The organism is Pantoea sp. GL120224-02, assembly GCF_900215395.1.
In the GTDB taxonomy this organism is placed as follows: domain Bacteria; phylum Pseudomonadota; class Gammaproteobacteria; order Enterobacterales; family Enterobacteriaceae; genus Pantoea; species Pantoea communis.
This window is the reverse complement of the sequence record NZ_OBEC01000003.1, coordinates 423,058-448,446: the sequence shown is the minus strand read 5'-3', so window position 1 is coordinate 448,446 and position 25,389 is coordinate 423,058. Positions and strand designations below refer to the sequence as shown.

Here is a 25,389-nt window from a genome sequence, read left to right as displayed (position 1 = left end):
TCATTCATACCCTGCACGGAATTTCATCCACTTACTGAGTTAGTTTCGCAAGCAAAAAAAGCAGCCCATCGATTGTAATGATAACTATTCGCAGTTAGTATCAGCTCAACTTTACATTTGACACACTTTGACATCATGTTGCCCGCTGCCACTTCCTCTGCTGCGCCTTCGCTTGCGACATTCTATGCCGATAACTGCGGCTGGCTGACGCAATGGCTCACTGCAAAGCTGCGATCCGCTTTTGATGCGGATGACGTCACGCAAGATACTTTCATGCGCCTGATGAGCGGCAACAATCTCTCCGAAGTGCGCGATGCCAAATCTTTCCTGTGTACCATTGCCAAACGCGTGATGGTCGATCGTTTTAGACGTCATGCGCTGGAAAAAGCTTATCTGGAGATTCTCAGCCAACTGCCGGAAGCGGTAACGCCCTCACCCGAGTTACAACAGAGTCAGCTGGAAACGCTGCAACTCGTGGATCAGATGCTGGATGGACTGGGTAACAAAGCACGTCAGGCATTTCTGCTGTCACAGTTGGATAACCTCACCTACGCCGAAATCGCACAGCAGCTTTCGGTGTCTGTTAGTTCAGTGAAAAAGTATATGGCAAAAGCCACCGAGCACTGTCTGCTGTTTCGCCTTGAGCACGGTATCTAAATCATGTCATCCCTCACGACTGAACAACGTCAGGCTCTGCGTAACGCCTCACACTGGTATGCCGTGTTAAGCGGCGAACGTGTCAGTCCGCAGCAGGAAGAAAAGTGGCAGCAGTGGGTCGATGCTAATCATGAAAATCAGTGGGCATGGCAGCAGGTGGAAAATCTGCGCCAGCAAATGCAGACCATGCCAGGCAATATTGCCAGCAAAACGCTGCATGATTCTCAACTGACCCGACGCCACGTTCTGAAGGGCTTACTGCTCGCTGTGGGAGCTGGCGCGAGCTGGCAACTTTGGCAAAGTGACCTTTCCACTGGCATCCGCGCTGACTATCACACGGCGAAAGGCGAAATTCGCCAGTTCCCATTAAAAGATGGCAGCTTGCTCACGCTGGACACCGCTTCCGCCGCTAATGTGCGTTATGACGATAACGAGCGGCATATTGATTTGCTGTTTGGCACTCTGGCGCTCACCAGTGGCAAGGATGCGCTGAAGCGCCCGCTTCGTGTTTATACCCCACAAGGACAACTCACTGCGCTGGGTACCGAATTTAGCGTGGAGCAGCAAGATAATCTCACCCTGCTGAGGGTGAACCAACATGCCGTGGCAGTGCGATTGGCACAGCAACCGGATCAGATCATGATCGTGCAGCAAGGTGAGATGCTGAGTTTCAGCGCTAACGCCTTCGATGCAGTGCAAAAGGTTGACGAAAAACTGCAATGGACACGTGGCCTGTTGAGTGTCAGCGATCGTCCGCTCGGCGAAGTCATCGCGCAACTGGCACGTTATCGCCAGGGCATTTTGCGCTGTGATCCTCAAGTCGCTCAGTTGCGCGTCAGTGGAACCTATCCTCTGTTGCAAAGCGATGTTGCGCTCAATGCTTTGCAACAAACGCTGCCCATTTCCCTGCAACGCGTTACGCGCTATTGGGTCACGGTGAAGGCCCGATAATTTTTTTATAAAAAATGTCTCCGGGGATTGTCCCTTTTCTGCCGCTCATACGACTTCTCTCTGAATACAGCAAAACAATGATAATTTTTGGAGACGTTATGACGGTTTCACGTGCCTCTTCACTGCGCGCATTGTCCAAAGCCAGCCCGCTGGTAATGGCTATTCGCCTGAGTTTGTTACCTTTGGCTTGTTTCACACCAGGCATCGCTCAGGCTGCAGCGCCAGCCACCGCGCATTATGCCATTCCTGCGGGTCCTCTTGATGCCGCGTTGAATCAGTTTGCGGCCTCAGCGGGTATTACGCTGTCACTGGATGCCGAGCTAACTCGCGGAAAAAAGAGTCCCGGCTTACAGGGCGACTATACGATTAATGATGCGTTCACCCATTTGCTGCAAGGCAGCGATCTTCAGGCTAATGGCCTCGGCGCAAATGTATGGACTGTCAAACCGCTCGGTCACACCGTGGGTGAACCCAGTCTGACCGTAGTAGGCGACTGGTTAGGTGATGCGCGTGAATCTGACGTATTCGAACATGCCGGTGCACGCGATGTGATCCGTCGCGAGGATTTCGCCAAAAACGGTGCCGCCAGCATGCGCGAAGTGCTTAACCGTATTCCGGGCGTCAATGCGCCGGAGAATAATGGTACCGGCAGCCACGATCTGGCGATGAACTTTGGTATCCGTGGCCTCAATCCTCGTCTCGCCAGCCGATCAACCGTGCTGATGGATGGCATACCAGTGCCCTTCGCACCTTACGGACAGCCGCAACTCTCTCTCGCTCCGGTTTCACTGTGCAATATGGATGCTATTGACGTGGTGCGCGGCGGCGGTGCAGTACGTTACGGGCCACAAAGTGTCGGCGGCGTGGTCAACTTTGTGACGCGTGCCATCCCTGAGCATTTTGGTATCGAAGCCGGCGTTGAAGGCCAGCTCAGCCCCACCTCCTCACAAAATAACCCAAAGGAAACCCATAATCTTCTGGTCGGCGGAACGGCTGACAACGGTTTTGGCAGCGCGCTACTTTATTCGGGCACCCGAGGCAGTGACTGGCGAGAACACAGTGCCACACGTATTGATGATGTGATGTTGAAAAGCCGTTATGCGCCGAATGAAGTCCATACCTTCACCAGCCTGTTGCAATACTACGATGGTGAAGCCGATATGCCGGGCGGCCTGTCGCGCGCGGATTATAATGCCGATCGCTGGCAATCCACCCGTCCTTATGACCGCTTCTGGGGGCGTCGTCAGTTAGCCAGCCTGGGCTATCAGTTCCAACCCGATCAACAGCATAAATTCAACATTCTTGGTTTCTACACCCATACCTTGCGCAGCGGCTATCTCGAACAAGGGTCGCGTATCACCCTATCACCGCGTGAGTACTGGGTGCGCGGCATTGAGCCACGCTACAGCCAGAGCTTCAATCTTGGCCCTTCTGCCCATGAAGTCGGCGTCGGTTATCGCTATGTCAGCGAATCCGGTCATGAAATGCGCTATTACACCCCAACCGTGAGTGGTGAATTGCCCTCTACTGCCAGCTCTTACGATCGCGACACGCGTTCTGGTACCGAAGCGCACGCCTGGTATCTTGATGACCGCATTGATATTGGCAACTGGACCATCACGCCAGGGATGCGTTTCGAGCACATCAGCTCCTATCAACGCAATGCCATTCGCGGCACTCAGCAGGACGTCAGTTATAACGCGCCACTGCCTGCATTGAATGTGCTTTATCACCTGACCGACAGCTGGAACCTCTACGCCAACACCGAAGGCTCCTTCGGTACAGTGCAATATAGCCAGATTGGTAAAGCCGTAGAGAGTGGCAGCGTTGAACCTGAGAAAGCACGCACCTGGGAGATCGGTACGCGCTTTGATGACGGCGCGCTGACGGCCGAAATGGGCTTGTTCCTGATTAACTTTAACAATCAGTACGACTCAAATCAGACTGACGATTCTGTGACGGCTCGCGGGAAAACCCGTCATACCGGCCTGGAATCGCAGGTACGTTATGACCTTTCCGCCCTGAAGCCTGCGCTGGAAAACGTCTCAGTTTATGCCAGCTACACCTACGTGAATGCCGAAATCCGTGAAAAAGGCGATACCTATGGTAATCAGGTACCGTTCTCACCGCGTCAGAAAGGCACGCTTGGCATTGACTACAAACCGGGCAACTGGACCTTCAACCTCAACAGTGATTTCCAGTCCAGCCAGTTCGCTGATAACGCCAATACCGTTCAGGAGAGTGCTGATGGCAGCACCGGCCGCATTCCCGGCTTTATGCTGTGGGGAGCGCGTGCCAATTATGATTTCGGCCCACAAATGGCCAACCTCAATCTGGCCGTTGGCGTGAAAAATATGTTCGATCAGGACTATTTCACTCGATCGTATGATGACAACAACAAAGGCCTGTACGCTGGACAACCGCGCACCTTCTATTTGCAGGGTTCACTCAAGTTCTGATAAGCCATTTATAACCGGGCAGCCCTTGGGCTAGCCCGGTTTTTTGCTTTGTGGAGATGTCACTATGCAACAATTATTTCGCTGGCTGATGATGGGATGTTTCTTCGCATCGGCTTTAAACGCGCACGCTGTCACGGTGCAGGATCAACATGGGACTTTCACCATCGAGAAGGTTCCTCAGCGCATTGTGGTACTGGAGTTATCCTTTGCGGATGCCCTCGCGGCAGTGGCAGTGAGCCCGGTGGGCATCGCTGATGACAATGATCCGCAGCGTCTGCTGCCAGAAGTCCGTCAGCAGCTGCAACCCTGGCAATCCGTTGGCCTGCGGGGACAGCCAAGTCTTGAAGCCATTAGCGCCCTACATCCTGATCTGATTATTGCTGACAGCAGCCGCCACGCCACGATTTATGCCTCACTGCAGCGCATCGCCCCGGTTTTATTACTGCAATCGAGGAATGAAACTTACGCGGAAAACCTGCAATCTGCCGCGATCATTGGCGATGTGGTTGGGAAACATACTGAAATGCAGCAGCGTTTGGCATTGCATCAGCATCGTATGCATGACGCCGCCGCAAAATTGCCGCCAAATACCTCGGTGCTGTTTGGCACTTCACGTGAAAACCAGTTCACTTTGCACTCCTCAGCCAGTTATACCGGAGGCGTGTTAATGGCGTTAGGAATTCTGGTGCCCCAGCCTGTCAATCACACGCCGATGACCGTGCTCAGCCTGGAGCAGTTGCTGGCGATTAATCCTGATTGGTTACTGGTGGCGCACTATCGCGATGAAAGTATAGTGAAAAAATGGCAGCAAGATCCGTTGTGGAGCCTGATCAAGGCTGAACAGCAGCATCATATCCGCGCAGTGGACAGCAACAGCTGGGCGCGCGCACGCGGATTGTTTGCCGCGGAAAAAATTGCCAGTGACGCCGTCACGTTATTGACTGCGCCATGACACAATTTCAACGCTGGTTAATCAGCCTGCTGGCATTGGGCACCGCGTTTTGGTTCAGCCTGATAAGTTTTGCCGCGCTACCGATATCCGCGCAGGCGGCCTGGCATGCACTGCTGCCAGGAGACGCGCACAGTGTGGCGGAAGCCCTGGTTTATAACCTTCGCCTGCCGCGTACGCTGGTGGCCATCATGTTGGGAGCCAGTCTGGCGTTGGCTGGTGCGCTGTTGCAGGTGCTGACCCACAATCCGCTGGCCTCACCGGCTATTCTTGGCATCAACAGCGGTGCGGCTCTGGCGATTGCGCTGACGTCTGCATTTAGCCCGATTGTGTTGCAGGGCTATCCGCTTTCGATCATCGCGGCTACGGGGGGTGGGTTGAGCTGGCTGTGCGTCAGTGCAGCAGGCCGAGGAAGTAACCAGCACACCGACCGCCAGCGGCTGATCCTTGCTGGCATAGCCCTTTCTGCGTTTTGCATAGCGTTAACGCGTGTGACGCTGCTGCTGTCAGAAGATCACGCCTTTGGCATTCTTTACTGGCTGGCTGGCGGTATTTCCCATGCGCGATGGCAACAAGTCTGGTTACTGCTGCCGTTTGTCGGTTTCCTGACGCCGTTAATTTTATTACAGGCTCGTGCGCTCAATCTGCTCGGCATCGGTGATGAGGCTGCTCATGCGCTGGGGGTGAATTTGTATCGCCTTCGACGACTCCTCAGCGTGGCACTGCTGATACTAGTGGGCGCCTGTGTGAGTGTAGCCGGGCCGTTAGGCTTTATCGGGTTGTTGGTTCCTCATCTGGCGCGGGCGTGGATTGGGCATGATTTACGCATCATGTTGCCGATGTCGATGATCCTCGGCGCGTTGATTTTGTTAATGGCGGATATCGCCGCCCGGTGGTTAGCCTGGCCCGGTGAAATACCCGCTGGCGTGGTGCTGGGATTGATTGGCGCGCCGGGATTTGTCTGGCTGGCGCGGAGACGCCATTCATGAGTGCACGCTTAGTATTCTGTTTACTGTTGGCGGGGATGATAGTCGCCGCGCTGTTCAGTTTGAAACTCGGCGTGCAAGGCATGAGCTGGACGGTGTTTTGGCAATCATGGCATTCCGCTGGCGATGCCCACTATGCCGTGTTCGAATATCGTTTGCCGCGCCTGGTGCTGGCGGTTTTGGTGGGGGCGGCGCTGGCCGTTTCCGGTGTTCTGGTACAGGGCATCATTCGCAATCCCCTGGCTTCACCGGACATTCTCGGCGTCAACCATGCCGCGAGCCTGGCTACGTTGTCAGTGCTGCTGCTCTTCCCTGCGCTTCCTGGCTTCTTGCTGCCCCTGTTTGCCTTCGGCGGTGGATGTCTGGCGTTACTGATATTACGCATGCTGGTGAATTTCTCGACACCTTTACGTCTGGCAGTGGTTGGCATCGCGCTGGCGGCTTGCTGGGCAAGTTTGACGGATTACCTGATGTTATCGCGCCCGCAGGATGTCAACATGGCGCTGCTTTGGCTGACTGGCAGCTTGTGGGGACGTGACTGGTCGATGGTTACGCTGGCATTGCCTATCCCACTGTTGCTGCTGGGCAGCCTGCGTTTTACGCGCGATCTTGATCTGCTGGCCCTCGGCGATGAACGCGCCGCCACCCTCGGCTTCGGCCTGGCGTCCGTTCAGCGTTGGGCTTTAATCATCGCCGTGGCGCTGGCGGCGATCGGCGTGGCGATCTGTGGGCCAATCGGCTTTATCAGCCTGGTGGTACCCCATGTGATGCGCCATTGGGTTGGCGGACGCCATCGCCACTTACTGCCGCTAGCGGCTATTGGTGGTGCATTGCTGCTGGTATTCGCTGATTTATTCGCACGCACTATTGCCCCGCCGATGGAACTGCCAGCAGGTGTGATTACAGCACTACTCGGTGCTCCCTGCTTTTTCTGGTTACTGATTAGGATGCGCTAAATGCAACTCTCAACTCACGATCTCTGTATCGGTTATGGCAACAAACGCATCCTTCACCATTTGAATCTTGCGCTACCGAGAGGACAGATTAGCGCGTTGCTCGGTCCCAACGGCTGTGGCAAATCGACGTTGCTGAAAAGTTTTGCCCGATTACTTACCCCGCAGCAAGGCGAAATACGCATTAAACAGCAAGCTTTAACGTCTCTGACTTCTCGTCAACTGGCACGACATCTGGCGTTGTTACCGCAGCAGCATTTGATACCCGAAGGCATCAGCGTTGAAGAGCTGGTGGGATATGGACGCAGTCCGTGGCTGCCCTTCTGGGGCCGCCTGTTAGCCAGCGACAAAATGCAGGTTCAGCATGCGATGGATCGGATGGATATTGGTGACCTCGCGCGTCAACGGGTCACCGCTTTATCAGGAGGCCAACGCCAGCGGGTCTTTCTTGCTATGTTGCTGGCGCAAGATACGCCGCTGGTTTTACTCGATGAACCCACCACCTGGTTAGACATCAATCATCAGGTTGAGCTGATGAAATTGATGGGTGAACTCAAAGCACAGGGTAAAACCGTTATTACCGTGCTGCATGACCTTAACCAGGCCGGCCGCTATTGCGATCACCTGGTGTTACTGAAGCAGGGGCAGTTGGTGACTCAAGGCACACCGACAGAAGTATTGACGCCGCAGGTCTTACGCGAGGTTTTTCAGGTCGAAGCCAGCGTGGTGGCCGACCCATTGTGCGGCGCACCACTCTGTTTATTTCACGATGCTTAAATCAAGCGCCACCGAAGGTGGGCAGCCAGCCCACCCAGCTCAGTAACCAGGCGACGATATTCAGCACACCGAAAATCATCACCAGCACAATCGGAAGCGTGGAACGCGGCATCCCGGCAAAACGCTGTTGTGCTTTCCATGCCAGCATTGCCGGGATAAACACCGCCCAAAGCGTAGCAAACAGTCCTGCGAAGCCAATCGCAGCGACAAAGCCATGTGGCCAGAGTAATGACGCCATCAATGGTGGCAGAAAGGTCAGGCAGGCGGTTTTCAGCCGTGCAGCAGGAGAATTGCCCCAGCCTAAACGATCGGCGATGAAATCAAACAGACCGGCTGTAACGCCGAGAAAGGACGCAATCACAGCGAAATGCGAAAAGATCGACATCATCAATGCCAGTGCGCTGACGTGCAGATGATTGCTCAGCGCCGCCATTAGCGCGGCGATATCGCCACCCTGCTGCACGATTGCAGGAAATGCCGCGCGCGGCAAATTGCCCATGGTGCTGGTAACCCAGAACAGATAGAGTGCCAGCGACATTAGGGTACCGAGCACCAGCGCTTGAGTGATATGCCGTTTATTGCGGTGGTAATAACTCACCAGCCCGGTGATATTGCCGTGATAACCAAAAGACGCCAGACAAAACGGCAATACCCCGAGAGCATAAGGCCAATAGCTTTCCCCAACTGGCGCCGCGCTGATCAACGAAGGTAAACTGACCTGCGTCAGCAAACCACCAAAGAGCAGGATCAACAGCAGGATTTTCGCCAGTACGCAGAAGGTCATTAAACGACTCACGCCAGTGGTACCGAGCCACACCACGGCGGCAACGCAGAGCGTTAGCGTGATTTTCGCACCGGCGGTGGAGAGCGGCAGCCCCGCCAGATTGAGCGAGTGCTGATAAACCGGACCGCTGGCGGAGATGTAGGCATAAGTCAGGATGCCCAGCACAAACAGAATACTGAGACCGTTAAGCGTTGCCCAACCGCGACCCAGTAGATCTTTGGTTAAGGTGTCATAACCCGAACCCTGCGGATAATGCAGGCTGGTGCGCATAAACAGCAAACCTGATAGCAACATCGCGCCCCACGTCACCAATAACAGCAGCAGCGCCCAACCAAACCATGCACCGGCCATCACAATTGGCAAGGTGAACATACCCGCACCCACCACCGTGCCGCAGATAATCATCGCGCCCCACCAAACAGAGGGTTGGCGACGGCTCAAGGTTAAATCCGTCATTTTGTAAAATCCCTGCAAACATCAAAGGCGGCGATATTACACGGAAAGCGGCGTGAGGGAGAGGCAACGGCAGCAGGTCGTGACGCGCTGAGTGTCAGCGTAGGGTGACAGCGTCATTCGTTAGAGAGGTGTTCAGACTTGTTGTTGATGAATTCATCGAAACATTGGTAAGTGCTGGTATCAAATAACGAAATGGCCTCTACTTCATTCATTGGTATCACATGCCGGAAATGTTGCAGGTTCAATCCCTTTGAGTCCGCCGTAATCCCCTTCTTCAGATAGAGTTCGTAATAACGATGTTGTTCGTGATAATACAACGTGTCCTTATCCCGGTAGCCACTGATACAAGGGATGATAGACAGGTGCTGGGTGAGACTGTGCTCTATACGAGGTGCGGCGACATAACCAATGTAGACCTTGCGTGATTTAAGCGTAACGAAAATCAACATGTCCTCATCAATAGCCTGAACCAGCAGGGATTCAATCGCATCCAGGGCTGCCATTTCACGATAGGCGGCCTGACGGACGCGTTCGTCACGCAATGATTTTTGTGCGGCATCACCTGCCCTCCAGGCGATAAAACACCCTGCACACAAAGAGAGAATGAAAAACAGTGGATATGAGAGAGCCGTTTTGTTCGTTAACCACGAATAGAAGTCTTTGATGCCATAGGTGGACACAAACACATGGGGATTGAAATAATGAGACTAACAATGAGTAAAAACAGGTAGATGAACAGAACCAGGCAAAATCCCTGAATGACAAACTTGCAACCATGCATGGCAACATAAAAGTACGATGTCCAGCCATTAGTTCTGGCCTGGCGTATGCGTGATTTTGATAATGATTTTCTGTAAACCAAAAGCCACAGACCAATACAACCATAATCACCAACGGACCCATCGTTAATCCTTAACGTTTCGCGGCCAATTCCTTCATGCGAGCCTGCATGGAATCGCGGACCTGCGGATTACTCATATTTAACCAGGCATTACCGTTCGCATCAGTGATAATTTTACTGTCATTTGACTGCTCAATATCCTGCTGGTTGATTGATTGCATCAATCGCCCCGGCATGCTGAGAAAACGCTCCAGAAATTTTGGCATATGATCTCCTGACTTCACGAAGTTTAAACCGTCAACGGGCATCAACCGTTTCAACATGATGCCTCCTCAAAGTAAAAACTCAACCTTTCCTGAAATTTCGACATTTAAATGTGGGCAACATTCAATTCAAGTCTGAAAAAGTAGCCCTTTTAGAAGGCAAAACAAGCCATCTCGCTTTAAATGAACTGAATATTTATACAGCACTTAGCGGTGAATCTCCAACGATAAATCAAGCACACTTTCTGACGCTGGCTACTGACACGGGCGCACTTGGTGCGCCCGTGTTTCCGTCATTGATAAAACGCAGGGCGTGGTGGCATGGTAATCGGCACAATCTCACCGTTGTTCTGCGCGGCAACACAAGCATCGGCAGCAACCGCCGCAGCATAGCCATCCCAGGCCGATGGGCCCGTCATGTTGTCAGACAACACATTGTTGATGAAATCCTGCAATTCCACATCATAGGCATCGATGAAGCGCTTTTTCCAGTCGATCAGAATTCCCGTGGAGAGTTTAGCCGCGCTTCGCGTCTGAACGGACATCGGCTCAGGTAAGCTCGCAATCCCGGTCTCACCCACCACTTCACACTGGATATCATAGCCATAGGCACAGTTGACGAAAATTTCGACGTCAATACGCACACCTTTCGCCGTTTCCAGCAGAACTATCTGTGGGTCTTTTAGATGGGATGAGGCTTTACGGGTTTTACGCGGGTAAATCACCTGAGCACTGACGTAATCGTCTTTCAGCAACCAGCGCAGAACATCCAGTTCATGGATCAGCGTATCGGTAATCGCCATGTCCGTGGTGTAGGCATCGCCGACTTCCGGGTTACGGTGTGCGCAGTGCAGCATCAAGGGTTCGCCAATGTCTCCGCTATCAATAACGCTTTTCAATGCACGATAGCCGCTATCGTAAGGGCGCATGAAGCCAACCTGCACGCGCTTTTTACCACTCGCGATCTCCGCCTCCACAATGTTCATACAACCCTGCGCCGTCACCGCCAGCGGCTTTTCACAAAATACCGCTTTCCCGGCTTTAATCGCTGCCAGCACAAATTCTTCATGTGTCGGGCCCCATGATGTCACCAGAACCGCCTGTACATCGGGAGCATTAATCAGGTCATGTGCATTGTCATAGATCTCGGCTTTGAGCGCGAGATCGGTCAGGACCTGCTCGCAGTTAGCACGGTTGATGTCATTCAGTGCAACCACGCGAGCGTTTTGCAGCACCTGACTGCAACGACGAATGTGTTCGCGCCCGATTGCGCCAGTGCCAATTACACCAATATTCAGCGTCATGGTTTGTTCCTTCGTTCTTCTGTACGAGTAAAATTAATGGTTCAGATAATCAATGCTGGTACGAATCTCACGCGCGATATCCGCTTCGCTCCACGCTTCCATCACTGACGAGAAGGGTTCAAACGCGTAAGTACCGGTGTAACCTCTCTCCTCCAGGCGCTGGACTTGTCGTTTCGATTGCAACATGTCATCAGCGCTGAGCATGATGCGTTCTTCATCAGTCAATTCTGCAGTTGGACGTGTATCCGTCACACCAGACAGGTGAACCAATCCAATGCGGTTAACGTCAACGCCACCGGCGAAGTCCTGTTCTGCGCCTTCATACAAATGATGATGGAAGGTATCGAGCACGATCTTGAATGGCACATCTGCCTGTTTGATCAACTGTTGTGCCAGTGCCGCCGAACGCAGCGAACTCTGTGGAAAGCCCAAAGGTTCCACCAGCCCTTCAATGCCGTATTCGGCGAACAGCGGCGCGAGCGTTTTTAAAGCGGCAACCGTTTGTTCACTGGAGACCACCGTTCCGTCATTGAGTGGGCACAGCACCAGCGCTTTCGCCCCGGTTTCACGTGCGTCTTTTAATAAACCCCGTGTTTTTTCCAATATCTCAGCGGATAACTGGTTAAAGGGATACACCGCATTGATTGTTTCGATGGTCAGCGCATGTTGATTTGCCAATTCACGAATTTTCTCGCCCCCTAAACCATCCGTCACACTTCCGCCCTTCATATCATTACGAATCTCGACCTTATTTATCCCTAAATCTTTCACCAGGGTGAAAAACTGATTAATAGTTAAGTTCGGCGCAATTTTTCGATTAATACAAAAGCGGTCACGGCTTATTTTCTGGCTCATGTTATTTCCTGAAATGATTATCAGCGCATTGTGTTTTGTTTATTCTGTTTTGCTGCAGTGTTTAGCGTGTTTTGATAGTAATTTATCTTCTGGATTTATACTGCGTCATCGTTGAGTGATTTACATCAAGCTCGCAAATCCATCCTAAGGCTTGCCGTCATACAGCGCGAAGAAGTAATGCTCGACCTGTTCCAGACTGCGCCCCCGCGTTTCCGGAATGGTGCGCAGCACAAACATCGAGCCACCAATACCGATGATCGCGAAGGTGAGGAATGCGCCTGCAAGACCAAAAGCAGCCAGCAATATTGGAAATGCCATTGAAATAGCAAAGTTGGCCATCCACAGTGCGAACACCGCGCCGCCCATGCAGATCCCACGCATGCGCGCCGGGAAGATCTCCGAAAGCAGCAGCCAGGTCACCGGGGAAAGTGCGCCTTGCTGGAAACACAGGAACATCAGCATGCCAGTCAATACCAGATAGGCACGCAGCAGATTGACCTCTCCGCCTGCCAGATATTCCGGCATGAAGAAGCACACGGCGGCAATAAAGAACAGGCAAGCCGTACAGCCCATCTGTCCCACCAGCACCAGCGGTCGACGACCGATTTTGCCTATCATCCAAATCCCGACCAGGGTCATCAACACGGAAATGACGCCGTTGGCAATGGTGGCAAACAGCGCGGCATCATTGCTCAGCCCCGTTGCTGTCAGCATGGTCGGCGCGTAGTACATAATGGTGTTCACGCCGGTCAACTGCTGGATGGCAGCGATACCAATACCTAACAGAAACACCTTACGTAGCCAGGGCGTACGCAGATCGCGCAGCCGACCTTTACCTTTCTGCCGGTTTTCTTCAATGGTCTCTTCAATCTCTTCTAACTCCCACTCAACATCGTCTGCTGCACGGGTCTTCTCCAACACATGCCTGGCTTCGCGGATATTGCCTCGCATCACAAGCCAGCGCGGGCTTTCTGGCATAAAAATCATGCCCAGCCACAACAGCACGGCGGGAACAGTCGAGAGTGCCAGCATCCAGCGCCAGGTATGTTCACCGCCCCAGATTTCATTGAAGGTTGCATTCGAGACATACGCCAGCAGTTGACCCGATACAATCATCAACTCCTGTAAGGTCACCAGTTGGCCGCGTTTATTGGCTGGCGCGATTTCAGCGATATACACCGGCACAGTCGCCGCAGCACCGCCCACGGCAATGCCGAGGAAAAGTCGTGACATAATCATCGACACAACATCCGGCGCAAAGGCTGAACCGACTGCGCCAAGGGCAAAAATAAACGCCAGAGTGATGATGATTTTGCGCCGGCCCATGGCATCGGCGAAATGTCCGGCCAGCAAAGCGCCGAATGCGGCTCCAAACAGTAACGAGCTGGTCACCAGGCCGGTGGTGAAGGGCGTTAATTGCAGGTCACTGCGCATAAATAACAGCGCACCCGATACCACCCCAGTATCGTAGCCAAATAATAATCCGCCGAGCGTTGCCACCAGCGCAATAATCTTCACAAAAGGCTCAGTTCGCGTCACGCTATTCGGGCCTGACGCGGTATTGGTCGAGATATACAGTTCTTTTTCCATAACCTCTCCTGGTAAAAACGCATTTGGAAATACAGCAGAACAAAACAGAAAATGACGCTATCGGTATTTTTATTTCATGTTAATTTTTATTTGAAATTCATTTTCCGAAATGTGATATCAAGCATTCTGGCTGATTTATTTTGATGGTTAAACATCAAAAGGGAGCGTTAATTTAAAGAGTGAGAGGCGAAGATGGATTCGAATAACCCTGGATTGAGGTGGGCAATGTTTATTAATAGCGGCGTGTATGTATTTAAACATTCGAGAGAGGAAATAAGAAAAACCTTACGCCAATGGATATTGGCGTAAGGTAAACGCGATCAGAATTGCCAGCGAACCCCGCCGTTATAGCGCCAGCCTTTCGTACCGTTACCGTCAATTTCCTGACGATAGTCGGCCTCGGCATACAATGAGAGATTCCCTTTTAGCGCGGCCGTACCACCGATGCCCACATCCCACATCTGTCCGAACTTTCCGCTGTAGAAACTGACACTGTCCGCGCCGCCGTTAATGCCCGCTCGCGTAGTGGCCGCCCCTCCCCAACCACGCGTATAGCTGGTGCGCAGATAAGGCGTATATTGCTGGCCGGCTGTATCTTGCCAGGTGCGATCCAAACGCGCGCCCACGCGGCCAATGGTTTGATCGTAATTGCCCCAACTGACGCGTGTGTTATCCCGATCCACCAGATCATCCATGTTAAGTTGCAAGTACATTAACTGCGCCTGCGGTTCGAGACGTACGCCATTGCCCAACTGCCACGGATAGCCGGTTTCCAGTGAAGCGCCCCAGCCATTGCCTTTCAGTTTGCCCACCTCTTTTTGCCGCGCAATATCGGTATCGCCACGATGCCAGTCGAATGACAGTGCCCCATCAACATAGAAGCCACTGTCACGCAGCCAGGTGCCGTACAGCGACAAGGTATCGCTATCGAAAGTGGTCGAGCTGTAACCGTCCGCTGCATCAGGACGAATACGGGCATTACCGCGCGTATAGGCCACTCCGGCTCGCAAACTGTCGCTGGCGCCTTGAAGATGAATCAGATTGCCGCCCAGTTGCACTGCGCTGTAATCAAGATCGAAATCGTAGCCGTTTTGACTCAGGCTGCGATCCGTCTTGTAGGTGAGATTGGAACCCAGATAACGTATAAACATCTCACCGCCATTGCCCGCGCTGCTGCCTGAATCCTGACGTAGCTCTCCCAGTCGCTTATGAAGATCGTCCATCACCGCCATGTTGTAGTAGGCCAGCCCGACCGGCGCAGAAATATAAGATGGCATCTGAGGCGTAAGTTGTGGGCGCACCGCATTACCTGCTGCATCGCTGACAAAGTTACTCGCGAGACGAAAATCCTGACCGGTTCCGTTAGAACCGCTGTAAAGACCATATTGATAAGGACCCGCGGCGACATAGCCCTTTGCCAGCGCGAAGCTGTTAGCACTGGCATTGCCGGTTACCTGCGCCAGTGCAATGCCCTGTTCAGGCGTCATCACCGCCAGACGGTTCCCCGTCGGGTTAACATCCAGCAGAGTGGTGCCGCTGGTATTGCCATTCACACGCACACTGTCACTGACGCCTGTATCAATTTGCGTATTGAGCTTCACGCGTCCGCCAGCTGAATTGAGATCGCCATCGATGGTTAGCGTGTTGCCCGGAACACCATTGCCATTAGTCAGATCCAGCGTACCGGCATTATTCATCACCAGCGAACCGTCGGTGGCGCCACTCAGCAGTGGATTGACGCCGTTGCCCGCATACAACGTTGAGCCTTCGCCGATATTAATGGTGCTGTGCGCCAGTTTCAGGTTATCGGTCAACGTCCATTGAGTGTTATCGAAGTTGATGGTGCTCCAGCCACCGCCAAGGTTGGTGCCTTTGCTCAGGTCATCGGCGCTAAATGACCCGCCGCGCGCATTGATGTCATTAAAATAGAGCGTGCTGCCTGCGCCATTCTGCGTGGTGATGTGCCGGGTATTGGCCAGATCAACCTTCTCCACCAGCGCCTGGTTAGTACCGCTCCCCATTGTCACGCTGCCATTAAGCGTGCCGCCGGACACCTGCACGATGTCGTTACCGGCCCCCGTATTCACATCCCCCACCACGCTGCCTGACATCAGTGCAATGCGGTCGTTGGTCGCGCCGCCCGCCACCACCTCAATATCCGGGAAGGTGGCGCTGATTTGCCCCTGGTTGATAAACAGTGTTTGACCTCCGCGCAGATCAATCACCGGTGAGACTTTACTGTTTGAGACGATACTGCCCCGGTTAATCACTTCACTGGCGGTGTCAGTGACAATCGCCGATCCGCCACTAAAGTCATACACACCGATAAAGCCTTCGTTGATCACTCTGCCGGTCGTATTAGCGCGTACGCCGGTAGTATTGGCACCCGAAAGGAAAATGGTGTAATTGGGACCGAGGGTCAAATCGTTGTGGGTGACAGAACCATCTTCATTAGCAAACAGATAGCCGATGCCGGGCGCGTTGGTCAGGCTGTTGCTGCTGACGTTGATATAAACATGGTCGTCATAGCCGAACGACGTTGCCGAGCGAATGCCATTACCGCCATTGACGTCCAGTCGCACATAATTCAGTGCAATATTGCTGGTTTCAGCGCGGTTATTAATAAGATTGCGGGCACCACTCAATTCCACATGATCGGCGATAAATCCTGCGGCACCGTTATCAATCAACACCGTGTCTGCGTCACCGCTGGACCAGATATTGCTGCTGTAACTGTTGTACTGTTCGCCTTGCCCATCACCAATAATGTTAAGCGAACCGCCATTGCCAACACGAATGGCAGCGGTCCCTTCGGAATAGATCTGTCCACTGCTTTGCCGATAAGTTGACGCTCCTGATGAGGCATCCAAAGCCACACCTTTATAAGCGGAAATCGAACCACTGTTGACCAGAAGGCCGCCATCCGTCAGTGCAACCGCGCGGCTGTTGTTGCCATTGACGGTGACGGTACCCTGGTTATTGATATAGCCGCCGTCGCCTGCACTCAGTAACGAGATGTTCTCCGCATCCGTCGTCAAATTGGAGCTGTTGCTAATGCTGCTAAAGCCTTCAAGCGCCTGATAACCGATTTGATTGGCAGCATGGAATGCAATTTGACTGCCTTCACCAATCACTACCGTTCCGCCATTGCCCGCCTGTGCGCCCACCGCATGTTCACCGTACAGATTGATGGTGCCATTTTGGTAGAAATAAGCGGCGTCCCCAAAAGCTACGCCGCCCACGGAAGGCTGTGTCGCGCTGGCATTGCCGGCGGAGACATTGATCGTGCCGTTGTTGGTCGCACGAGCGCCAACCGAATAGGTATAACCCTCGGTGTAAAGCCCGCTACTGCCATTCGTGATCGACACAGTGCCATTGTTGGTGGCATTCCCGCCGAGCGAGCCAATCCCCACCGTGTTGCTGCCTTCCAGTGCGATATCACCGTTATTGATCAGCTGCCCAGAGCTACTGGCAATAAAACCAATCTGCCGATCCTGCGAGCCATAGATATTGGCATTGTTAGTCAGCAGCGTGTTGGTGTAAGGCAGCGTTGTGGAGTTGGTAATATTGCCATTGAGGTCGGTACGATTGCCTTGTACCTGTGCCACGATGCTATGTATGCCATTCATATTGACGGTAGTTGCAGCGTCAATCGTGCCCTGCGCAGCACCCTCAATACGCAACCCGATGCCATTTTCGCCGAGATTAAAGATGGCATTGCCAGTGCTGACCGTGGTGTTATCACCACTGCCCAGGACGGCGGTGGAAAGATTGCCGTTTGAAGTTAACGTCATGCCACTGCCATCAAAGCTCGCGCCATCCTGCACACGAAAGATGGATGCGTTATCTCCCGTTACGCCGAAGTGGCCATTCTCGGGCAGTAAAATTTTTGCGTTCGGCCCCATAGCGAGAAAGGTGATTTGATCGGCACCGCTATTACCCGTGGGTAGAGCCGCCTGCGACACATTCACCGTGGCATTGCCTTCCGCGCGTATCCCAATCGCGCCAACTCCGTTTAAGGTGATCGGTCCGCTGATCTCCGCCGAAGCGACGCCGCTATCGATACCGTTCACCCATACTGCGGTGTTACGTGTTCCTTCCGTGACATTTGCATTGCCAGCAATATTGATTTGTCCATCAGACCAGGCGTGCGCAAAACCACCGTCATTCGCCATCACCAACAGGCCGGTACCGTTATCGCCATTCAGGTTAATCACTCCGGCATTGCCCACCTGACCGCCGCTGCCAGAGTCCATCACCGCCAGTCCAGTGCCGCGACCATTGACATCAATGACGCCATTATTCAGGGTGACGGCATCCGCGCCGCCAGACACGCTCATCGCCGCGCCGCTTTGTACGCCCGAACCCATGATGATGTGGCCGTTGTTGACTGCGCTGTTGCGACCCAACTGAAGGATACCGGTGGCGCTATCCAGCATAATGTCAGACGTTGCATCACCGGGATGATTTTGCGGCGTACGGCCAAGATAGATTGTGCCGTTGTTAGTAAAGGTGCTCGCATCGCCGCTAAGCGTCACCGCTGTTGCACTGCCGTTGTCGCCGACCAGATTGATGGTGCCGTTATTCACCCCTTCGCTCTTATCCAGCACAACGGCTGATCCCGCGCTGTTGATAATGCCGTTGTTGATAAAGTGACTATCACTGGCATTCACCGCTAATCCGTTAATGCCGAGCGTGCTGGTATCAATGCCACTCCCATCGGCGTTATTAAAGAAACCACTATTAATCACACCGTTGTTGATGCCGCTGCTGCCGTTGGTTAATACCAGGGCATCATTATCGGTGATTCCGCTACCGGTACTCGCTAACTTGCCGTTAATGGTTGCGGTGGCACCATTGTCCGCGCGCATCGCTCCGCCGTTGGCATTCGCCACCTCAAGGGTTTTTCCTGCCTCAATAGTGGCACGCGCATTGGCACCGTCAGCGCTGAGCACCACGCGCTCGCCTATTGGCAGGAAAGCTTCATCGTCATCCGGGGTATTCACTCCCCACACCACCTGCCCGCTGCTGAGCGTCACTGCTTTATTAAATTCGTTGTTGTAGTCAGCGGAACTAATTTGGCCATTCTGCAGTTGCTCAATCAGCCAGTCGTTGTAATTTTGCAGGTCGCTCAACGACGTCACGTTAAAGTCGGTGGTATCGCCATAGAGGCTGGTCACACTAAATGCGCCGTTATACGCCACCAGATTGTCCACATTCAGACCCCACCGCGACACGGCAGGAATCTGCGTCGCGGTGAATGTAATACGGTTATCCGAATCCCAGTTCATGTTGCCTTTGTTGCTGGCAGTGAATAAGCGGCTCTGCTTTGCCGCCATCTCCCAACCATTTGCCACCGTGCTGGCTCCCTCAGTGCCTAGTTGCACGTTGATAGTGCCATTACTCACTGAGGCAACACGCGAATCGATGTACTGCTGATTCTTCACCTCTTCGAAATCGGTGACCAGGGTGCTGCTATCGACCGGGGCGAGATTGCTTAACGCGGCAGTGTTATAAGTCTGAAAGTTGCTGTAAGAGCGGTGATCCTCATCAGGCACGGAGATCGTGAAATCTTGCGCCCCCAGACTCAACCTCTCTTTACCCAATAAGTTGTTATCTGTCACCAATCGGCCTTGATCCTGTAACTCGCCAATGGAGACCTGCAATTCGCCACTTTTACCCGGCGTAAATTGCGGCAACCCCGTTAGCGATTGTGTGCTGCCGTTGCACACGCAAAACACCCCCACTTTGTTGTCATTTTTCGCAGGGTCAAAGGGTTGAATCACGGCGGCATTGGTTTGCATCGCAGGAATCATAATGCCTTGTGCAGCCAGCAAACTGATAACCAGCGGTTTTAATTTAAATAACATCTTTTCCTCCAGAGAGAAAATAATATTTTCCGCGCGGAAAAAACTAATACCGCGCATGACGATTGGTTTAATAAACTTGAGAACAAGAATGGAGAGTGCATTATGTCGAGTTATCTCACCATTTCGTAAAGAAAACGTCTAGCTGGAGTTAAGGCAAACAGGAAGGCTTAAGTCAAATTAAGAATTAACCACTGAAAATCAGCAGGTAACGCGGGGTGACTTAATGGATTCATCTTCATTTATATCAATGCATTAGTCTAAATTTAAAGTCCATTCATTACTGGGTTTATTGAGGCTTATATATTCTTATTATCGATATTCGCAGATAACAGAAAAAACGATTTCCCAGTGAAACAGATCCATTCTATTTTGAATATTAATGTTATGAAGATTAATAAGCGCAGCGCTGTAGCGGGTCGGAAATAATTGACTCAAAATTGATATGCTGTCGATTCTCGAAGGCAGGAATCAAAGCGAGGATGTAAATTCGCACCATCGTAAATTTGTGATCGTTCGCGCAACAAACCAACAAACATCCTTGTATGGTAGTCTAAAATTTTAAACCTGCAGGATTTTGACTATGGCATCTTCCACTTTTACTCAGACCCAAACGGCACAGGGAAATCACACCTCACTCATTCGTCGTGTCGCCAGTGCTTCGGCGATTGGCACCGCGGCGGAATATTATGATTTCTTTGCCTATGGCACGGCTGCAGTGCTGTTTTTTGGCCACCTGTTCTTCCCCAGCCACGACCCTTTGATCAGCACCCTCGCCGCGTTTGCAACTTATGCCGTTGGCTTCCTCGCCCGGCCGATTGGCGGCATCGTTTTTGGCCATATTGGTGACAAAGTGGGACGTAAAAAAGCGCTGGTGGCCACCATCCTGATAGTGGGTCTCGGTACTTTTTGTATTGGCTTGCTGCCAACCTATGAAAAGATCGGCATCTGGGCACCGGTGTTGTTGATCGCTATTCGTCTGCTGCAAGGTTTTGGCGTGGGCGGCGAACAAGCTGGCGCGGTCCTGATGACCGCAGAATATTCGCAAGCATCACGTCGTGGTTTTTTTGCCAGCTGGGTACAAATCGGTGCGCCGGTTGGGTTCCTGCTGCCGCTGGCACTGTTCGCAATTCTTAATGCCTCCCTGAGCGCGGAACAAATGATGGATTGGGGTTGGCGCGTGCCCTTCTTACTGAGCGCAGTGCTGGTCATCGTAGGATTGTTTATTCGTTTGCGCATCGATGAATCGCCAGTGTTCGCCGCCATTCGCGAAACCAAGGCCGCCGAATCGCGTCCGTTAAAAGAAGTGATTCGCGGTAATCCGAAATTAGTCATCAATGGTGTGGCGGCTAAATTAATTGAAGCTTGCGCCTTTGCCCTCTTCACGGTGATTATCCTGGCGTGGGGCAAAGCCAACAATCTCGACGCCGGCATACTGATGAACAGCATGATTGTGGCTGTGATACTCGAGGTATTTGCCATTCCGCTGATGGGGGCGTTATCCGATAAGATCGGTCGCAAACCGGTATACATGATGGGTGCACTGCTGATTGTGATTTCCATCGTGCCGTTCTTTTATGCCCTGTCCCAAAACAGCTACTGGCTAACGCAAAGTGCGATGATTGTCGCGCTGACGCTGGGCCACAGTATGTGCTACGCCCCACAGGCTTCCTGGTTCCCGGAACTGTTCCCGACGCATATTCGCTGCAGCGGCATTGCAGTGATTTGGCAGGTGGGATCGTTAATTGGCAGTGGCGTGCTTGGCTTAGTCGCGGTGAAAATCTTGCAGGCCACCGATGGGCACTGGTATGGCCTGGCGCTGTATGTTGCAGTATTGGGGGTGATTTCCGTTGTAGGCCTGCTGCGATTGCCTGAAACGGCTCCAGGCCGACGTGATGGCGAATATCATACCTGGGAACAACATTAATTAACGATGGGCGCACTAAGGTGCGCCCATATGCTTTATTCAGATATGCAATGCCATTTAAAGCATTTGCCAGACCCCCTTCTTGCAATAGCATGACTTTTCTCTTCTTTATCCTCACAGCTGAATCGCTAGCCCATGCGCAAACTGTATCAACGTTGCCTCTCGTTAAATGATTTCGAGAAATATGCCCAAAAGCGTCTGCCCCATCCGCTGTTCGCTTATGTGTCCGGTGGTGTTGAGGACAACATTGCGCTCCATCACACTCTGCAATCCTATGCTCATTACGGCCTGATACCTGAAAACATGGTCGATGTGTCGCAACGTAATACTGAGGTAGATCTGTTTGGGCATCGCTATGCGGCGCCTGTGGGTATTGCGCCGATGGGCATCTCTGCCATCACCGGTTTTCAGGGCGATATTGCTTTAGCGCGGGCAGCGGCGAGCAAGAACGTGCCCTTTATTATGAGCGGTTCCTCGTTGATTCCACTGGAGGACGTGGCTGCGGCTAATCCGGCGATGTGGTTCCAGGCCTATTTGCCAAAGACGCTGGAAGAGATTGATGCGTTGGTGGATCGCGTCAAGCGAGCGCGCATATCCGTACTGGTCGTGACGGTGGATACGCCGGTCAAAGCTAACCGGGAAAACAACGTGCGCGTCGGATTTTCCACGCCATTCCGCCCCAGTCTGGCCTTGGCGTGGCAAGGCGTCACCCATCCCCGCTGGCTTTACGGCACGCTGTTGAAAACCTTACTGACCTCGGGCATACCTTATTTCGAGAACAACAACGCAGTGCGTGGCGCACCGCTGTTTTCCAAAAATGCCGTGCGTGACTTCAGTGGGCGCAGCCATCTCACCTGGCAGCATATCGAACATATTCGTCAGCGCTGGACGGGCGCGATGGTTATTAAAGGCATTCTGAGTCGAAATGATGCATTGCGCTGTAGATCCATTGGCATCGACGGCATTGTGGTCTCGAATCATGGCGGTCGTCAGTTGGATACGGTGATCCCGCCGAATTGTGTTCTGCCCGAGATTGTCACCGCTGCGGGAAATATGACGGTGATGATGGACAGCGGCATCCGACGTGGCACCGACGCCATCAAAGCATTGGCGCTGGGGGCAAGGGCCTGCTTTGTTGGCAGGCCTTTTAACTATGCAAGTGCAGTAGGCGGAACATCGGGGGTTGAGTGGGCCATTGACCTTATCACTGATGAAGTCAGTCGCGATCTGGGCATGCTGGGTGCACCCTCGCTCGCTGACCTCAGTGAAAAGCATTTACGCCTGATAAGGTGACAGTGTCACGCCATGTAGCTCGTCGACGAAATGTGGTCCCCGCTTTGGTTCCATGGGGATCGCCGGTCACATCTAACGTTCTGCGGCTAAGGTTTACGAGGCAGTGAAACGCACAACAATCCAAACACAATCAATACAACACCGGCAAAACTGCTCCAGCGGAAGGCTTCACCGAACATTGGCAACGAAATAGCTGCCAGCCACACCAGCACATAACTCAGGCTCAGCAACGGATAGAGGCGGTTAAGCTGCATATGACGTAGCGCCAGCATCCAGCACAGCATCGATAATGCGTACGCACCAAGTCCCAGACCGAGCAGGAGCAGCGGCTGCAGATGCTGCCAGAATTGCGGGCTAAGGATTGCAGTCAATGGCGGGAAATGTAGCATCGCGGCACGCAGGACCAATTGCGCCAGCGACACCAGCAGCACGCTACACAGTGCGAGGATCACCCCTTTCATAGGTGGCTCCCCATCAGCGCGACCCCGGCAACAATCGCCAGCGTACCGAACCATTGTTGCAAGGTGTATGTCTCACGCCAGATCAACTTAGCTGCTATGGCCACCAACACGAAGTTGAGACTCAGCATCGGATAGGCCACGCTGACCGGCACCACACGCAATACCAGCAGCCATAGCAACATCGCCACGCCGAGCAAAAAGAGGCTCAGCGCAATCCACAAGATGAGCTGCTTCTTGCCGTGGCGCATCCCCAGATACGCCGCCTGCTTTTGACAAAGCTGGGCGGCGCAGCTCAACAAACTGACCAGAAGAATAAGCAACAGGTTCATGGTGTCGCGTTATAACCGTAATAGACCAGTCGACCTTGACGATAAACGTCATCCGGCGTTGGCATTGCAGGGTCAGGCCCGTTCTCGCCCGAGTTGAGCATCATCACCACGGACACTTTGCTATGGCGACGATGTTCACGCAGCCAGTCAGCAAATGCTACGCCATCAACATAGCGCGTTTTCGCATCGGGATAGCTAAGACCGTATTGCAGTTCGCCTTTGGCATCATAGAAAGTGATATCACTGCGCTCAGTTTCCCATGCCACCGCAGCCGCGATGCCAGGATTGTCAGCCAGCAGATAACGGCTGTCTGCCAGTTGATGATGCACAGCCTGTACAAAACTCTGCGGCTGTTTGGAGTCACGAACCTTCTGCGGTATCGCGAAGCCGATCAGTAGCGCCAGCGTTAACGGACAAAGCGCCGCCAGTTGCCAACGGCAGGCACCCGGTTTGAGACTGAACCACCCCATAATGCCCCAGCCGGCAAAGGCCAGTACGCCACAGATTAACGGCAGTATTTCATCATGGGTATAAACGGGCTTGTGCGCCAATCCCCATGGCGCAACCACCACCAACAGGACTAAGGTGGTTATGGCGCCAAACAGCAGGTTTATCCAGCCATTAACTTTAAACACCTTCACTAATTGTGCAGAACCACTGTGGGCGTAATGCGCCATCAACAGTGCTAAAGGTGCAAAGCACGGCAGAATGTAGGTCGGCAGTTTGCCTTTAGCGATGCTAAAGAACAGCAGTGGCAAGATCACCCAACTTAACAGGTAAACGGCTCCCGCATGTTGACGACGCTGGCGCCATGCGCCCATCAGTGAGCCCGGCAGCAGCGCCAGCCACGGCAGGCATCCCGCCAGCAACACCGGCAGGTAATACCAGAAGGGGGCTTTGTGCTGTGCATCTTTCTCTGCAAAGCGCTGAATATGCTCAACCCAGAAGAAGTAATGCCAGAAATCCCCTTCCTGGCGATAAATGGCCAGCGCCCACGGCGCACTGAGCAGTGCGGCAACGATGATCGTCAAAGGTCCCCAGCGTAATAGCTCGCCGAAGCGTTTTTGCCAAATCGCCCAGGGCACTATCGCCAATACCGGCACCGCCAGCGCAAGGAAGCCCTTGGTCATAAAGCCCATCGCGCAGGCTGCGCCTAGCAGCACATAACCGCAGAGACGCTGTTGCGTAGTAGAAGCTTGCGCCACCAGCCAATAGCTGCACATCGCGGCAACCATCCACAACAGCAGAATAGGATCCAGCACCGCGTAAGTGCCAATGCCATACACCAGAAGCGAAGTGAGAAAAATGATGCTGCCGGTCAGTGCGATTTTCCGGCTGGCAAACATCTGATGGCCCAGCCAATAAATCAGCACTGCACTGAGCGTGGTGCAAAAAATCGAACCGGCGCGTACACCGAAGTTGGTATGGCCAAACAAGAGCTGGCCGATATTGTTGACCCAATAACCCGCTATGGGCTTTTCGAAATAACGCAAATCAAAGAAGTGCGGTACCACCCAATTGCCATTAACCAGCATTTCACGGCTGATTTCAGCGTAGCGGGTTTCATCCGGCTGCCATAAGGCGCGGAATTCGATCGGGATAAGATAATAAAGCGCGAAAAGCGCCAGGAGCAGCGCCGTTTTGGTGCCTGTACGCATCCGTGGTTCCTATAAAGTTTCCTGTTAAC

At 53.0% G+C, this 25,389-nt stretch carries 19 protein-coding genes; 9 read left to right on the top strand and 10 right to left on the bottom strand.

Annotated features, from left to right (window positions below):
* The first annotated feature begins 135 nt into the window (after positions 1–135).
* The 7 genes from fecI (at position 136) to fecE (ending at position 7,732) form a co-directional block, all read left to right on the top strand.
* Entirely contained in the window at positions 136–657 is a 522-nt protein-coding gene (gene fecI / locus CRO33_RS09145; RefSeq protein WP_097117920.1) for a ferric citrate uptake sigma factor FecI, read from the top strand.
* Positions 658–660: 3 nt separating this feature from the next.
* A complete protein-coding gene (fecR, locus tag CRO33_RS09140) occupies positions 661–1,608 on the top strand; it encodes a ferric citrate uptake sigma factor regulator FecR (protein ID WP_202404563.1) in 948 nt (315 codons plus the stop codon).
* 98 nt (positions 1,609–1,706) lie between these two features.
* Positions 1,707–4,067: a TonB-dependent Fe(3+) dicitrate receptor FecA gene (gene fecA / locus CRO33_RS09135; protein WP_097117918.1), complete on the top strand. Its 2,361-nt coding sequence runs from the start codon at positions 1,707–1,709 to the stop codon at positions 4,065–4,067.
* A 64-nt stretch (positions 4,068–4,131) separates the two neighbouring features.
* Positions 4,132–5,019, top strand: coding sequence for a Fe(3+) dicitrate ABC transporter substrate-binding protein (locus tag CRO33_RS09130; RefSeq protein ID WP_176505745.1), 888 nt, complete (start codon positions 4,132–4,134; stop codon positions 5,017–5,019).
* A complete protein-coding gene (gene fecC, locus CRO33_RS09125) occupies positions 5,016–6,005 on the top strand; it encodes an iron-dicitrate ABC transporter permease FecC (RefSeq protein ID WP_097117917.1) in 990 nt (329 codons plus the stop codon). Before CRO33_RS09130 ends, fecC begins: the two co-directional genes overlap by 4 nt.
* A complete protein-coding gene (gene fecD / locus CRO33_RS09120) occupies positions 6,002–6,958 on the top strand; it encodes a Fe(3+) dicitrate ABC transporter permease subunit FecD (RefSeq protein ID WP_097117916.1) in 957 nt (318 codons plus the stop codon). Before fecC ends, fecD begins: the two co-directional genes overlap by 4 nt.
* Positions 6,959–7,732, top strand: a complete 774-nt coding sequence (fecE, locus tag CRO33_RS09115) for a Fe(3+) dicitrate ABC transporter ATP-binding protein FecE (RefSeq protein ID WP_097117915.1) — start codon at positions 6,959–6,961, stop codon at positions 7,730–7,732.
* A gap of 1 nt (position 7,733) precedes the next feature.
* Here fecE and CRO33_RS09110 read toward each other — a convergent pair whose 3' ends face one another.
* The 7 genes from CRO33_RS09110 to CRO33_RS09080 all read right to left on the bottom strand — a co-directional run bounded on the left by CRO33_RS09110 (position 7,734) and on the right by CRO33_RS09080 (position 19,695).
* Entirely contained in the window at positions 7,734–8,972 is a 1,239-nt protein-coding gene (locus tag CRO33_RS09110; RefSeq protein WP_097117914.1) for an aromatic amino acid transporter, read from the bottom strand.
* Between the two features lie 113 nt (positions 8,973–9,085).
* The gene (locus tag CRO33_RS09105) at positions 9,086–9,652 is read right to left on the bottom strand and encodes a hypothetical protein (protein WP_255253261.1); all 567 of its coding nucleotides are present in this window, start codon (positions 9,650–9,652) and stop codon (positions 9,086–9,088) included.
* Positions 9,653–9,884: 232 nt separating this feature from the next.
* The gene (locus CRO33_RS09100) at positions 9,885–10,136 is read right to left on the bottom strand and encodes a hypothetical protein (RefSeq protein WP_236699759.1); all 252 of its coding nucleotides are present in this window, start codon (positions 10,134–10,136) and stop codon (positions 9,885–9,887) included.
* Between the two features lie 233 nt (positions 10,137–10,369).
* Entirely contained in the window at positions 10,370–11,380 is a 1,011-nt protein-coding gene (locus CRO33_RS09095) for a Gfo/Idh/MocA family protein (protein WP_097117913.1), read from the bottom strand.
* 33 nt (positions 11,381–11,413) lie between these two features.
* Positions 11,414–12,235: a TIM barrel protein gene (locus CRO33_RS09090; protein ID WP_097117912.1), complete on the bottom strand. Its 822-nt coding sequence runs from the start codon at positions 12,233–12,235 to the stop codon at positions 11,414–11,416.
* A 144-nt stretch (positions 12,236–12,379) separates the two neighbouring features.
* The gene (locus tag CRO33_RS09085; RefSeq protein WP_097117911.1) at positions 12,380–13,825 is read right to left on the bottom strand and encodes a sugar porter family MFS transporter; all 1,446 of its coding nucleotides are present in this window, start codon (positions 13,823–13,825) and stop codon (positions 12,380–12,382) included.
* A 320-nt stretch (positions 13,826–14,145) separates the two neighbouring features.
* Positions 14,146–19,695, bottom strand: coding sequence for an autotransporter outer membrane beta-barrel domain-containing protein (locus CRO33_RS09080; protein ID WP_097117910.1), 5,550 nt, complete (start codon positions 19,693–19,695; stop codon positions 14,146–14,148).
* Positions 19,696–20,275: 580 nt separating this feature from the next.
* Here CRO33_RS09080 and CRO33_RS09075 point away from each other — a divergent pair.
* Together CRO33_RS09075 and CRO33_RS09070 are read left to right on the top strand one after the other, a co-directional pair.
* A complete protein-coding gene (locus CRO33_RS09075; protein ID WP_097117909.1) occupies positions 20,276–21,619 on the top strand; it encodes an MFS transporter in 1,344 nt (447 codons plus the stop codon).
* Positions 21,620–21,754: 135 nt separating this feature from the next.
* Entirely contained in the window at positions 21,755–22,912 is a 1,158-nt protein-coding gene (locus CRO33_RS09070) for an alpha-hydroxy acid oxidase (RefSeq protein WP_097117908.1), read from the top strand.
* Positions 22,913–22,998: 86 nt separating this feature from the next.
* Here the strand turns inward: CRO33_RS09070 and arnF are convergent, their stop codons facing one another.
* From arnF to arnT, 3 genes are read right to left on the bottom strand one after another with little or no spacing between them, the layout of a single operon-like run.
* A complete protein-coding gene (gene arnF, locus CRO33_RS09065) occupies positions 22,999–23,373 on the bottom strand; it encodes a 4-amino-4-deoxy-L-arabinose-phosphoundecaprenol flippase subunit ArnF (RefSeq protein WP_097117907.1) in 375 nt (124 codons plus the stop codon).
* On the bottom strand, positions 23,370–23,702 hold the full coding sequence (gene arnE / locus CRO33_RS09060) for a 4-amino-4-deoxy-L-arabinose-phosphoundecaprenol flippase subunit ArnE (RefSeq protein WP_034829847.1): 333 nt from the start codon (positions 23,700–23,702) through the stop codon (positions 23,370–23,372). Before arnE ends, arnF begins: the two co-directional genes overlap by 4 nt.
* Entirely contained in the window at positions 23,699–25,360 is a 1,662-nt protein-coding gene (arnT, locus tag CRO33_RS09055) for a lipid IV(A) 4-amino-4-deoxy-L-arabinosyltransferase (protein ID WP_097117906.1), read from the bottom strand. The genes arnE and arnT overlap by 4 nt, the downstream gene beginning before the upstream one ends.
* Between the last annotated feature and the right edge of the window lie 29 nt (positions 25,361–25,389).

Excerpts from the sequence above, each read along its gene's own strand:
- fecI (WP_097117920.1), top strand. The coding sequence starts at position 136 with ATGTTGCCCGCTGCCACTTCCTCTGCTGCGCCTTCGCTTGCGACATTC.
- fecR (WP_202404563.1), top strand. The coding sequence starts at position 661 with ATGTCATCCCTCACGACTGAACAACGTCAGGCTCTGCGTAACGCCTCA.
- fecA (WP_097117918.1), top strand. The coding sequence starts at position 1,707 with ATGACGGTTTCACGTGCCTCTTCACTGCGCGCATTGTCCAAAGCCAGC.
- CRO33_RS09130 (WP_176505745.1), top strand. The coding sequence starts at position 4,132 with ATGCAACAATTATTTCGCTGGCTGATGATGGGATGTTTCTTCGCATCG.
- fecC (WP_097117917.1), top strand. The coding sequence starts at position 5,016 with ATGACACAATTTCAACGCTGGTTAATCAGCCTGCTGGCATTGGGCACC.
- fecD (WP_097117916.1), top strand. The coding sequence starts at position 6,002 with ATGAGTGCACGCTTAGTATTCTGTTTACTGTTGGCGGGGATGATAGTC.
- fecE (WP_097117915.1), top strand. The coding sequence starts at position 6,959 with ATGCAACTCTCAACTCACGATCTCTGTATCGGTTATGGCAACAAACGC.
- CRO33_RS09110 (WP_097117914.1), bottom strand. The coding sequence starts at position 8,972 with ATGACGGATTTAACCTTGAGCCGTCGCCAACCCTCTGTTTGGTGGGGC.
- CRO33_RS09100 (WP_236699759.1), bottom strand. The coding sequence starts at position 10,136 with ATGTTGAAACGGTTGATGCCCGTTGACGGTTTAAACTTCGTGAAGTCA.
- CRO33_RS09095 (WP_097117913.1), bottom strand. The coding sequence starts at position 11,380 with ATGACGCTGAATATTGGTGTAATTGGCACTGGCGCAATCGGGCGCGAA.
- CRO33_RS09090 (WP_097117912.1), bottom strand. The coding sequence starts at position 12,235 with ATGAGCCAGAAAATAAGCCGTGACCGCTTTTGTATTAATCGAAAAATT.
- CRO33_RS09085 (WP_097117911.1), bottom strand. The coding sequence starts at position 13,825 with ATGGAAAAAGAACTGTATATCTCGACCAATACCGCGTCAGGCCCGAAT.
- CRO33_RS09080 (WP_097117910.1), bottom strand. The coding sequence starts at position 19,695 with ATGTTATTTAAATTAAAACCGCTGGTTATCAGTTTGCTGGCTGCACAA.
- CRO33_RS09075 (WP_097117909.1), top strand. The coding sequence starts at position 20,276 with ATGGCATCTTCCACTTTTACTCAGACCCAAACGGCACAGGGAAATCAC.
- CRO33_RS09070 (WP_097117908.1), top strand. The coding sequence starts at position 21,755 with ATGCGCAAACTGTATCAACGTTGCCTCTCGTTAAATGATTTCGAGAAA.
- arnF (WP_097117907.1), bottom strand. The coding sequence starts at position 23,373 with ATGAAAGGGGTGATCCTCGCACTGTGTAGCGTGCTGCTGGTGTCGCTG.
- arnE (WP_034829847.1), bottom strand. The coding sequence starts at position 23,702 with ATGAACCTGTTGCTTATTCTTCTGGTCAGTTTGTTGAGCTGCGCCGCC.
- arnT (WP_097117906.1), bottom strand. The coding sequence starts at position 25,360 with ATGCGTACAGGCACCAAAACGGCGCTGCTCCTGGCGCTTTTCGCGCTT.